This window comes from Gluconobacter sp., assembly GCF_047723935.1.
Taxonomy (GTDB): Bacteria; Pseudomonadota; Alphaproteobacteria; order Acetobacterales; family Acetobacteraceae; genus Gluconobacter.
The window spans coordinates 1-10,416 of sequence record NZ_JBDOBO010000075.1 but is presented as its reverse complement, the minus strand read 5'-3'; the positions used below and the strand labels follow the sequence as shown (position 1 = coordinate 10,416).

Annotated in this window: 12 protein-coding genes; 6 read left to right on the top strand and 6 right to left on the bottom strand. The window is 54.3% G+C overall.

Annotation, left to right across the window (positions count from 1 at the left end):
- Positions 1 to 262: 262 nt before the first annotated feature.
- Positions 263 to 1,693 (top strand): Hint domain-containing protein, encoded by a 1,431-nt coding sequence (locus ABF979_RS14445; protein WP_415560518.1) that lies wholly within the window; start codon positions 263 to 265, stop codon positions 1,691 to 1,693.
- 58 nt (positions 1,694 to 1,751) lie between these two features.
- On the opposite strand, the gene ABF979_RS14440 is transcribed toward ABF979_RS14445, so the two are convergent.
- On the bottom strand, positions 1,752 to 2,825 hold the full coding sequence (locus tag ABF979_RS14440; protein WP_415560517.1) for an alkene reductase: 1,074 nt from the start codon (positions 2,823 to 2,825) through the stop codon (positions 1,752 to 1,754).
- A gap of 95 nt (positions 2,826 to 2,920) precedes the next feature.
- Here ABF979_RS14440 and ABF979_RS14435 point away from each other — a divergent pair, with 95 nt between their 5' ends.
- Positions 2,921 to 3,253, top strand: coding sequence for an ArsR/SmtB family transcription factor (locus tag ABF979_RS14435; RefSeq protein WP_046900860.1), 333 nt, complete (start codon positions 2,921 to 2,923; stop codon positions 3,251 to 3,253).
- Here ABF979_RS14435 and ABF979_RS14430 read toward each other — a convergent pair.
- Together ABF979_RS14430 and ABF979_RS14425 are read right to left on the bottom strand one after the other, a co-directional pair.
- Positions 3,226 to 3,702, bottom strand: a complete 477-nt coding sequence (locus ABF979_RS14430) for a TspO/MBR family protein (RefSeq protein ID WP_099213073.1) — start codon at positions 3,700 to 3,702, stop codon at positions 3,226 to 3,228. The two genes, ABF979_RS14435 and ABF979_RS14430, sit on opposite strands and share 28 nt — an antisense overlap.
- Positions 3,703 to 3,770: 68 nt before the next feature.
- On the bottom strand, positions 3,771 to 4,139 hold the full coding sequence (locus tag ABF979_RS14425; RefSeq protein WP_415560516.1) for a hypothetical protein: 369 nt from the start codon (positions 4,137 to 4,139) through the stop codon (positions 3,771 to 3,773).
- Here ABF979_RS14425 and ABF979_RS14420 point away from each other — a divergent pair.
- Positions 4,138 to 5,124 carry an RluA family pseudouridine synthase gene (locus ABF979_RS14420; protein WP_211499345.1) on the top strand — a complete coding sequence of 329 codons (987 nt, stop codon included), beginning with the start codon at positions 4,138 to 4,140 and terminating at the stop codon, positions 5,122 to 5,124. The two genes, ABF979_RS14425 and ABF979_RS14420, sit on opposite strands and share 2 nt — an antisense overlap.
- Positions 5,125 to 5,348: 224 nt before the next feature.
- Positions 5,349 to 6,242, top strand: coding sequence for an RNA polymerase sigma factor RpoH (rpoH, locus tag ABF979_RS14415; RefSeq protein WP_046900857.1), 894 nt, complete (start codon positions 5,349 to 5,351; stop codon positions 6,240 to 6,242).
- Positions 6,243 to 6,603: 361 nt separating this feature from the next.
- On the opposite strand, the gene ABF979_RS14410 is transcribed toward rpoH, so the two are convergent.
- The gene (locus ABF979_RS14410) at positions 6,604 to 7,056 is read right to left on the bottom strand and encodes a hypothetical protein (protein WP_202208327.1); all 453 of its coding nucleotides are present in this window, start codon (positions 7,054 to 7,056) and stop codon (positions 6,604 to 6,606) included.
- Positions 7,057 to 7,253: 197 nt separating this feature from the next.
- On the opposite strand from ABF979_RS14410, the gene ABF979_RS14405 reads away from it, so the two are divergent.
- Both ABF979_RS14405 and ABF979_RS14400 read left to right on the top strand, forming a co-directional pair.
- Positions 7,254 to 7,634 carry a hypothetical protein gene (locus ABF979_RS14405; RefSeq protein ID WP_202208329.1) on the top strand — a complete coding sequence of 127 codons (381 nt, stop codon included), beginning with the start codon at positions 7,254 to 7,256 and terminating at the stop codon, positions 7,632 to 7,634.
- Entirely contained in the window at positions 7,631 to 7,819 is a 189-nt protein-coding gene (locus tag ABF979_RS14400; protein ID WP_202208331.1) for a helix-turn-helix transcriptional regulator, read from the top strand. Before ABF979_RS14405 ends, ABF979_RS14400 begins: the two co-directional genes overlap by 4 nt.
- A gap of 50 nt (positions 7,820 to 7,869) precedes the next feature.
- Here the strand turns inward: ABF979_RS14400 and ABF979_RS14395 are convergent, their stop codons facing one another.
- Entirely contained in the window at positions 7,870 to 9,084 is a 1,215-nt protein-coding gene (locus ABF979_RS14395; RefSeq protein WP_415560515.1) for a phosphoglycerate kinase, read from the bottom strand.
- 3 nt (positions 9,085 to 9,087) lie between these two features.
- A complete protein-coding gene (gap, locus tag ABF979_RS14390) occupies positions 9,088 to 10,107 on the bottom strand; it encodes a type I glyceraldehyde-3-phosphate dehydrogenase (protein WP_202208333.1) in 1,020 nt (339 codons plus the stop codon).
- Positions 10,108 to 10,416: the final 309 nt, after the last annotated feature.

The window sequence follows — 10,416 nt, the reverse complement described above, 5'->3', positions numbered from 1 at the left end:
GATCAAACACATCCTCGCTGATTGATCAGAAACATGAAATTATTTGTTACTTAATTAATAACGAGTAATTTATTTTAACGAACTCTGCCATTTTTAAATCACTATTTTGTGAAAATGCCCCATTATCGTCAAATTTCATCACATTAAGGTTTGCATTAATAATTTTCTAACTGCTACCGTGTATCTGTATTCAGATCACCGGTCGACATGCCGGTTTCCTATGTTTGTTCATAGACTCTATGAGATAGACAGGAGAGGTGGAATGGCGACGACGCCCTTTTATAAAATATCGACAGTAACAACTCAAACAAAGACCGGAAATCATTATAGAACCATTTTAGGTAATTACTATTTTTCTAATCTAGAAATTCATTCGTTAAGAAAAATAACTTATCCAAACGATGAAAACTTGAACTGCGAGAAAAATATTACAGTTTCTCTTACCTCAAGTGCTGTCATGTCAGGATCACCATACTCTTTTCCGCTTACCGAACACTCCAGCACCCAGAAGTATATCTATCCTCAAAAAGCAAATTGGAATGTCATTACTAAAAATGAGACAGTAAAAAAAGATAACAAAGAAAAATTCATTAAACCAAATATTACAAAAGAAAAGTCTTTGAAAATTAATGAGAAGGCCAATGAGTGTGCCTGCTTTACTGTAGATTTCACTGTCGCAACACCGTCAGGTGAGACGCCAATTCAAAGTCTTAAAGTTGGCGATGACGTGCTCGCCTATTGTGATAAATCACCAAAAACAGTTAAAATTATAAAGATTGGCCATACTCATATTAATGCCAAAATTAGTCTTCCAAACGATCAAGCAGGATATCCTGTGCGTATCCTGAAAAACGCAATTGCAGACGAAGTTCCTTATAAAGATTTGCTCATTACGCCGGAACACTGCCTGTTTTTAAACGGTAACCTCGTTCCTGCTCGCATGCTGGTCAATGGGCGGTCCATTTTCTACGACCGTAGCATCACAAGCTTCACTCACGTTCATATACAGACCGAAACCCCCTCAACCATTATGGCAAATGGCCTGCTGATTGAGAGTTACCTCGCGAATGGTAACCGTCTTTCCTTCCATAAAAACGATAGTATTGCTGTCATCGCAAACCATACGAAAAGCCAGGATAAGCGCTCTACCGCTCCTGCCGTGCCCGCCCGCCGTTTTGTAGAGCCTCTTTTTGCAAAAATTCTACAGCGCGCAAAACAGCTTCATACTCCAGGGCAGACGAAGCCCGTTGCGATGACAACGGAGTCAGATTTTCATCTGATCTCTGACACTGGACTGATTATCCATAAAACACGCGAAGTGGGCGGTCGCTCACTCTTTATGATTCCATCCGCCGTCACCTCAGTGAGGTTGGTTTCACGCTCCAGCCGTCCCTGCGACACAATCGGTCCGTTTGTTGATGACCGCCGACAGCTTGGCGTTTGCGTCGGCGACGTCACCTTCTACGATTCCGGAAAATCCATCTGTCTTTCGTCCAAAAAGGGCGAGAAGGATCTGGAAGGCTGGTATCCTTTGGAAAAGAATAATGTCCGCTGGACGAACGGCAATGCCCTTCTTCCACTTGCTGAACGCTCAACCAACAGCCTCGGAATGCTTGCCATCGAAATCCTCGCTGGAGGTCCCTACCTGCTGGAAGACTTAGATTCCCAACACTCTGAATCACTTTCCGCCTGAAATACCATTCATCTGTGGCTGAGATAACCGGGACGACATCTCGCCCCGGTATCCAGTCTCAGCTAGCGAAAGCGTAGTCCGTATATCCGTGCTCCCCACGGCTATACCATGTGGCCATATCATCTGCCTGAAGCGGCAAACCTTTAGCGAAACGCGTCGGCAGATCCGGATTTGAAATAAATTTACGGCCAAAGGCTATTGCATCGGCCCGCCCCTCACGGACAGCATCCTGAGCGCTTTCAAGCGTATAATCCTGATTCAACACCAGCGGACGGCGAAATACCTTCCGGATCTGCGGTGAAACCGGTGGCTGATCCGTTTTGCCAAACGTGCCATCCGGTCCAGGTTCACGCAGTTCAAGCCACGCCACACCCAGACGCTCCAGTTCAGCGGCCGCAGGTACGAAAACGGTTTCCGGCGCAGAATCAAGGCATCCCTGTGTGTCACCATTCGGAGAAAGCCTGACGCCAGTTTTCTCTCCACCAATGGTCGAGATGATCCGCTCAGTGACCTGTGAGAGAAGCCGGATTCTGTTCTCGGCTGAACCGCCATATTCATCTGCCCGATGATTGGTGCCGTCCTTCAGGAATTCGTCAATCAGATAGCCATTGGCTGCGTGAAGCTGAATGCCATCAAAGCCTGCCTTGATGGCATTTTGAGAGGCACGTTCATAATCTGCCAGAATACGGGGAATTTCATCCAGTCTCAGCGCGCGCGCCTCTTCATAAGGGAGCTTGCCATCATAGGTATGAGACTGACCGGGTGCCGTAGTGGCTGACGGTGCAACCGGCTGCAAACCTGTGACGGAGGAGTGAACCATCCGGCCCATATGCCAGAGCTGACAGACAATGCGGCCGCCTTTGTCATGCACAGCCTTTGTGATGAGCTTCCATGCCTCAACCTGTTCGTCAGACCAGATGCCCGGCGCATAGGGCCAGCCCAGCCCTTCCCGGGAGATCCCTGTTGCCTCAGAGATGATGAGACCGGCTTCCGCCCGTTGCGCGTAATACTTTGCCATGATCGGTGTTGGAACTGCATCCCGGCCCGCACGTGCTCTTGTGAGGGGAGACATGAAAATGCGGTTTTTTGCCGAAAATCCACCAAGTTCAATAGGATCAAAAAGATCGGGCATGAAAGGGTACTCCCTGATCGAAACTTCTATAGTTCGATAACGATCGAACTATAGAAGTGTTGCGTCAATTCTTCAAGGAAGGGATAAGACGCCGTATGCCGTGCCATGACTCGCCCGATCTGAAAAAGCTCGATCTGATTACGGTCCTCAGGGCTCTGGCTGACCCCGTGCGTCTGGACATCGTCCAGCGGTTATATGTTCTGGGAGAGGCAAATTGTGCCGCCCTGATCGGGGCACGCCCGAAGTCCAGCATGTCCCATCATTTTCAGGTTTTAAGAGAAAGTGGGGTTCTGCACACCCGAATTGAAGGCGTGCAGCACCATAATTCCCTCCGCCTTCAGGAACTTGAAGAACGCTTTCCCGGGCTGATGCAATCAATCCTCGGTGGGGCAGACGCCACTCAGTTGCGGCGCCAGACTTCTTCCTGAACAAACACCGCGAACGTCAGCCACACGAAAAACGGGATCTGAAGCTTAGCGGCGGACGGATCAGCTTTTTTTGCCGTCCAGATCGACGCGCCTGACGTCACGACCAGACCAATGCAGATCGCCAATCCTGCATCCAGACGCCGTTTACGGAAAACTGCGAACGGAAAGCCGGCTACGCCAGCAACGCAGATAGCCCAAAGCCAAAGTGCTGCGGTCCGTGCGCAGGAACGTTCAGCTCGCAGAAGACGATACCCAGACCATGCCAGCAGGCCGTCCAGAAGGGTCCAGACCACGGCATACACAGGGGCTGGAGGCGAGAATTCTGGCTTGTTCAGATGGTGATACCAGCGCCGGGTTGAGCCATCTTCGGCCGGGCTGATCTCCCGGCCGAGATATTGCGCTCCGAAAACCGTTCCAGCAGCCAGAGCGGCGTCAATAATGCGTCCCATGATGTCTGTCCTGATATGATCTTGTCAGTAACAACGCATCAGGAACTGGAATGTTCAGGCAAAAGACCTTACGGGGCGCTGGGAGGCATGCCGAAATCAAGTTCTGCCATGACGCGACCTGCCTCAGGGCTCCACAGGAGAACGCGCTCAGCGCCCGGGCGCCCTAATGTTACAGCCATCATGCCGTCCGGCCGTGCGGTTACAGCCGTAATGTGTTCCCCCTCTCCCAAGGGCAACGCAAGGCGCGTCGAAGACCCGGATGGCGGCGCGGAAACACTGACATCATGATGCGGGTGCATGACGCGATGGGCAATCACACCAATCATGACCGCCACGCCGGCGACGATCATAACCCCCATGATAATGACGGCGCCGAGCAACACTTTCGGTGTACCTGACTCGCTGCCCGCTTGATCCTCGGCTAAACCCTGATTCATGTCAGATCCTGAAACCCCGTTCCGTCTTGTTGTTGATGCCAGCCTGGCCGGACAACGCGTTGATCGCGCCCTTGCTGACGCCATCGGCACGATTTCCCGCTCCCGGGTCAAGACCCTGATCGAAGAGGGTCATCTGACCCGCAACGGCCAGATCGTCAATGAGCCCGCCGATATACTCCGCGACGGGATGGAGCTTGTGCTTTCGTTCCCTACCCCACTTCCGGCTCGTCCCCTGGCGGAAAATCTGCCCCTGACGATCTTATATGAAGACCGGGACCTGATCGTTCTGGATAAGCAGGCCGGGCTCGTGACCCATCCTGCGCCCGGCAACGAAACTGGCACTCTGGTCAACGCCCTTCTCGGACATTGCGGCGAAGGGTTTGAAGGCATTGGTGGCGAGAAACGCCCCGGAATCGTACACCGGCTCGATAAGGACACATCAGGCCTGATGGTGGTGGCCAAGAATGCCATGGCTCATAACGCCCTGTCTGAAGCGTTCGCTGCACGCGATATAGATCGTGCCTACATGGCCCTCGCCTGGGGCCTACTGCCCTCATCCGGCGAATTTGACGGTGCCATCGGGCGGGACAAGAAGGACCGCAAGCGCATGGCGGTCGTTCAGTCAGGCGGAAAAACCGCTCTCACGCGCTTCAAGCTTCTGGAGCCGATCCATGCAAGCGTCTCTTTGATCGAATGCAAACTGGCCACTGGGCGAACCCATCAGATTCGTGTTCATCTCTCACAGGCAGGACACCCTCTGCTCGGAGACCCCGTATATCTGCGTCGTATTCCGGCCGCAGCCCGCGGTTTACCTCAGGATGCGAAAGAAGCGGCTCTAGATTTCCCACGCCAGGCTCTCCATGCCGCCCGACTCGGCTTCATTCATCCCCGGACAAAAAAGCCACTTTCTTTCGAAACTGCGCCTCCTGAAGACTTCCAGACCTTGAAAATGCGCCTGACAGGCTCAACCTCTGAAAGTTCTTGACCTTTTCGGTTCCACCTGTCATAAACACGCTTATCCGACGAGCTGACGCGCCGCCGGAACGGATCGTACCACCGTGCACTGCCCAATCTGGGGGTAAGCGGCTGGGGACGTGATAGTCCTTCCCAATGCGTCACCTGGGTGTGAGGAACTTTGCCTCTGCCAGTTCGTATGAGTCTACTCCTCATCGAGCCAGGCACACCCCCGGGCGAAAGGAATCGAAGACCATGGCATCTCCAGCTGTCATCTCCGTGGGTCCTGAAAACAACCTGACCCGTTATCTCCAGGAAATCCGCAAATTCCCCCTTCTGACGCCGCAGGAAGAGCTCGATCTCTCCCGCGCCTGGCGCAAGAATGAAGACACCAGCGCGGCACACCGCCTGGTGACGTCTCACCTTCGTCTCGTGGCCAAGATTGCCATGGGCTATCGCGGCTATGGCCTCCCGGTGAATGAACTCATCAGTGAGGGCAACATCGGTATGATGCAGGCTGTCCGCCGCTTCGACCCGGAGCGCGGCTTCCGCCTTGCAACTTACGCCATGTGGTGGATCCGTGCCGCCATGCAGGAGTATATCCTGCACAGCTGGTCACTGGTTAAAATCGGTACGACAGCTTCGCAGAAAAAGCTGTTCTTCAATCTCCGTCGCCTGAAAGGGCAAATGCAGGCGATTGATGACGGCGATCTGAAGCCCGAGCAGGTGAATTCCATTGCCACCACGCTCGGCGTTCCGGAACAGGACGTGGTATCCATGAACCAGCGTCTTGCCGCCCCGGACCATAGCCTGAATGCGCCCCTGCGCATCGATGGCGAAGGCGAGTGGCAGGACTGGCTAGTGGACGACAACGAAAACCAGGAGCAGACTTACGCGGCTTCAGAAGAATTCAGCGGTCGTAAAGCTCTTCTCGATCAGGCCATGATGACCCTGAATGAGCGCGAACGCCACATTCTGGCAGAGCGTCGCCTCAAGGAAGAGCCATCTACGCTGGAAGATCTTTCTCACCACTACAACGTGTCACGTGAACGGATCCGTCAGATTGAAGCACGCGCCATGGAGAAGCTTCAGAAGGCTATGTCGGCCGAAGTTGAACTTCGTCGTCGCGAGAATGGCCTCCAGGCCTGATAAGAAAAGCTTTTTAGAGAGAGGGCTGCCAGCAGAAGTGTTGGCAGCCCTTTTTTTATATGACGAAGCCCAATCCTCTCCCGAGGAGGGCAGACCTGGATGGCTTACGCCTTTCTATGTCCCGCCTCGGAAGGCACAACAGGCCTTCGCAAGCATCGTCTACCAAAACAAAGACTGCCAATTTTTCGAACTATGTTGAACGCTGCCTAAAAAGCGTCAGGCTGCATCTTCATTGGTCAAAAGCTCACACCCATTTCCATGTGTATATTGAAGCTCCTGAGGCTGCCATTCATATCCTACGAGAAGCCCTTGCCTGAGCCACTCAATTTATATGCATCGCCCTAATTGACCGAACAGGGGCTTATTGGGAGAGAGGCACGGCCAAAGCTAGCCCGCCCGCCATTGCGCCGCCGCCTTTACGATGCTGATCAGGGTGATTTTCCGCAGCGGCATCGTTGACTTCGCCGACTTTGTTGGAAAAGAAATCGGGCTTCACATAGGCATCGGACTGCGCTGAATCCTGAGGACCTTCAATATTCTCATCAGGGACTGGTGCCGCGCCGAAACCTGAAGTCATTTGTTGCGCGATAACGTCCGCCCGGTGGTGTTCCAAACCGCGCATCAGCGCCGCTCCTTGCCGCGGGTCAGCCGATGCGTCCTGAGACAGAGAAGCATTAAAAGGATGCGTAAACGCTGAGAACGGCTTTTTCGTCGCCGAAGCTGGCTGCACAGTTTCTGCAGCGAACGCACTGCATGTTCCTACTGCCAGAGCGAACAGTGGAAAAGACTTCATCAGCATAGGCAGAAGGCGCATCAGGCGGATTCCAGCACGACGGGGAGCTGAAAACAGTGTGCTGGGTCAAAGCCTCCAATTACAATTGAAAAAATTAGAAAGTTTCGTGACGTCACAAAACGTGATCCGAGCAGGTATCTGAAATGAATATTTTGTAAAGCTTACTTGACATTCGAGCCTAAAAAGTAAAGCTTGCTTTACATCAGGAGGGCTCAGACATGTTGTATGGTCGTCAATATCTCATCGAACTCGGTAGCGCGCTCGCGCTGTATCTTGTGCTGCTGTTCGGAGCCAATTATCTGCAACAGGCACTCCACCCTGCACCTTTAACAAGAATAATACTGGCACTCACGCCCATGGTGGGAGCGGTGACAGCCGCATGGGTCATCATGCGTGCAATCTGGCGAATGGATGAATTACAACGTCGGATTCAGTTGGATGCCATTGCAATGTCATTTTTGGGAACCGCTCTACTGACCTTCGGCTGGGGCTTTGCCGAAAGTGCCGGGTTACCAAAGCTCAGAGCTTTTGCAGTCTGGCCGATCATGGGAACCCTCTGGTGGATCGGGGGCCTTGTCGCCCAAAGGCGCTATCGATGAACAACTGCCTCAAGGAACTTCGGGCAGAACGAAGCTGGAGCCAGGCCGATCTGGCCGCAGCGCTGGCGGTATCAAGACAAACAGTCAATGCCATTGAAAAAGGGCGTTACGACCCGAGCCTGCCATTGGCATTCACGATTTCACAGCTTTTCGGCCGTAGCATTGAGGAAATCTTTTTTCCGTAAATGCGGCTACAAAAAAAGCGGGGAGATTGCTCTCCCCGCTTTTTTAGAACTCAGTCCAGACCAAGCTGGTGTCCGGTTGTGCGAAGCACCTCGATGCCTGGAAGGATTTTCCCTTCCAGCCACTCCAGGAACGCACCACCCGCCGTGGAAACGTAGCTCATCTGTCCAGCAACACCGGCGTGACGCAGCGCAGAAACAGTGTCTCCACCGCCTGCCACAGTACGAAGCTTGCCTTCCTGCGTCAGGCGAGCAGCTTCCTGTGCAACCTCAACCGTTGCACGATCAAACGGCTCGATCTCAAACGCCCCGAGTGGGCCGTTCCAGACAAGCGTTTTCAACGTAGCCAGACGCTCGTTAATCAGCGCCACAGTGCGCGGACCAGCATCAAGGATCATGGCGTCGGCAGGCACTTCGCCAATCAGGCAGGTTTCGGTTTCTGCACCGGCCTTGAATTCGCGCGCCACAACGGCATCCACTGGCAGAATGATTTCACAGCCCTTTTCCTGCGCCAGATGCGCAATCTTGCGAGCTGTTTCGTGCATGTCCGCTTCCTGAAGGGACTTGCCGACATTCATGCCTTCTGCCGCCAGGAACGTGTTGGCCATGGCCCCCGTGATGAACAGTGTGTCCACCTTAGCGATGACATTGCCAATCAGATCCAGCTTCGTGGAGATCTTGGAGCCACCGATGATGGCACCAACCGGACGCTCCGGATTCTCCAGCGCAGCCGACAGAGCCGATAGCTCAGCCTGCATCAACCGCCCGGCGAAAGACGGAAGATCATGCGCCACGCCTTCTGTAGAGGCATGAGCGCGATGTGCTGCCGAGAAGGCATCATTGACGAAAATATCGCCATTCTGCGCAATCGCCTTGGCGAATTCCGGATCGTTGGCTTCTTCACCCGCATGGAAGCGCGTGTTTTCCAGAACCAGCACTTCCCCGTCATTGAGAGCCGCAACAGCGGCTTCAACAGTCGGGCCTACGCATTCCGGAACGAAACCAACCGGCTTGCCCAGAATTTCCCCAAGCTTTTCAGCAATCGGACGCAGGGACATGCCAAGAACGACCTTGCCCTTCGGGCGGTCGAAATGGCTGAGGACCACAACGCGCGCGCCCTTACCGGCAAGCTCATTGATGGTCGGGGCAACGCGCTCGATGCGCGTGGCGTCAGTGATGACGCCGTCATGCATCGGCACGTTCAGATCAGCCCGGACGAGCACGCGCTTGCCGCGTGCCTCCAGGGTGTCGAGCGTGCGGAAAACCATGGGTCAGAGGCTCCCGAAAGCAGCAGCCGTGTCGGCCATGCGGTTGGAGAAACCCCACTCATTGTCATACCAGGCGCAGATGCGAACAAGCTGGCCGCCATCAACCAGAGCCGTCTGTGTTGCATCGAACGTGGAAGACGCAGGGGAGTGATTGAAATCCGTGCTGACCAGCGGTGCCGTGTTGTAGTCCAGAACGCCCTTGAGCTTGCCTTCGGACGCTGCACGGATCGCTTCGTTCACGGCTTCAGCAGAAGCAGGAGCGGTCTTTGGCACGAAGTCGAGCGAGACAAGAGAGACGTTCGGCGTCGGAACGCGGATCGCCGTGCCGTCCAGCTTGCCCTTCAGATGCGGCAGAACCAGACCAACAGCCTTCGCAGCGCCCGTGGACGTCGGGATCATGTTCAGGGCCGCAGCGCGGGCACGACGGGGATCCTTGTGCAGGGTGTCCACCGTGCGCTGGTCACCGGTGTAGGAGTGAATCGTGACCATGTAGCCGCGCTCGATGCCGAACGCTTCGTCCAGAACGTAAGCGACAGGAGCAAGGCAGTTCGTGGTGCAGGATGCGTTGGAAATGACCTTCATGTCCGGCGTCAGAACGTCGTCGTTCACACCGAAAACGATGGTGGCATCCACATCCGTTGCAGGAGCGGAGACGATGACGCGCTTTGCGCCAGCTTCCAGCAGGGCAGCAGCCTTTTCACGCGTGGTGAAGAGACCCGTACATTCCATGGCAACATCAATGCCTTCGAACGGAACCTTGGACGGATCACGCTCAGCAGAAACGGTAATCGGACCATAGGTGCGGCCGTTTGCTTCAATGATGAGCGTATTGCCTTCAGCACGGACCTTGCCCGGCAGACGGCCATGGACGCTGTCATAAGCCAGAAGGTGTGCGTTTGCTTCGACCGAGCCAAGATCGTTGATAGCTACGACCTCAACGTCCGTACGACCGCTCTCAATGATGCCGCGCAGAACGAGACGTCCGATACGTCCGAAACCGTTGATTGCGATTTTTACCGCCATGCCTGCCTACTCCGCTATTCTGACGAAAGGGCTTCTTCCATAGCACCGCCACAGCGAAGCAACAGGGGGTTGGCATAGTTTTTCATGAACTTGATGCTCTTAATCTTGCCGAAACCCTCCGTTCCTGCGACGGTCCCGCGCAATATGGCTGCATTTGTCCGACATTTTCGTTCGCCCCGAGGCATCATGGCTCCACGCGCCCTTTCTCTGGCAGGCTGCATCCTGCTGGCTACGCCCCTGCTTGCCGGGTGCAAACTGGTTGATCAGCGCACGTTCAATCCGCAGGCTGGCAAACCGCCCCAGCCATAT

Excerpts from the sequence above, each read along its gene's own strand:
- ABF979_RS14420 (WP_211499345.1), top strand. The coding sequence starts at position 4,138 with ATGTCAGATCCTGAAACCCCGTTCCGTCTTGTTGTTGATGCCAGCCTG.
- ABF979_RS14425 (WP_415560516.1), bottom strand. The coding sequence starts at position 4,139 with ATGAATCAGGGTTTAGCCGAGGATCAAGCGGGCAGCGAGTCAGGTACA.
- ABF979_RS14395 (WP_415560515.1), bottom strand. The coding sequence starts at position 9,084 with ATGGTTTTCCGCACGCTCGACACCCTGGAGGCACGCGGCAAGCGCGTG.
- ABF979_RS14430 (WP_099213073.1), bottom strand. The coding sequence starts at position 3,702 with ATGGGACGCATTATTGACGCCGCTCTGGCTGCTGGAACGGTTTTCGGA.
- rpoH (WP_046900857.1), top strand. The coding sequence starts at position 5,349 with ATGGCATCTCCAGCTGTCATCTCCGTGGGTCCTGAAAACAACCTGACC.
- ABF979_RS14435 (WP_046900860.1), top strand. The coding sequence starts at position 2,921 with ATGCCGTGCCATGACTCGCCCGATCTGAAAAAGCTCGATCTGATTACG.
- ABF979_RS14405 (WP_202208329.1), top strand. The coding sequence starts at position 7,254 with ATGTTGTATGGTCGTCAATATCTCATCGAACTCGGTAGCGCGCTCGCG.
- ABF979_RS14410 (WP_202208327.1), bottom strand. The coding sequence starts at position 7,056 with ATGCGCCTTCTGCCTATGCTGATGAAGTCTTTTCCACTGTTCGCTCTG.
- ABF979_RS14440 (WP_415560517.1), bottom strand. The coding sequence starts at position 2,825 with ATGCCCGATCTTTTTGATCCTATTGAACTTGGTGGATTTTCGGCAAAA.
- ABF979_RS14445 (WP_415560518.1), top strand. The coding sequence starts at position 263 with ATGGCGACGACGCCCTTTTATAAAATATCGACAGTAACAACTCAAACA.
- ABF979_RS14400 (WP_202208331.1), top strand. The coding sequence starts at position 7,631 with ATGAACAACTGCCTCAAGGAACTTCGGGCAGAACGAAGCTGGAGCCAG.
- gap (WP_202208333.1), bottom strand. The coding sequence starts at position 10,107 with ATGGCGGTAAAAATCGCAATCAACGGTTTCGGACGTATCGGACGTCTC.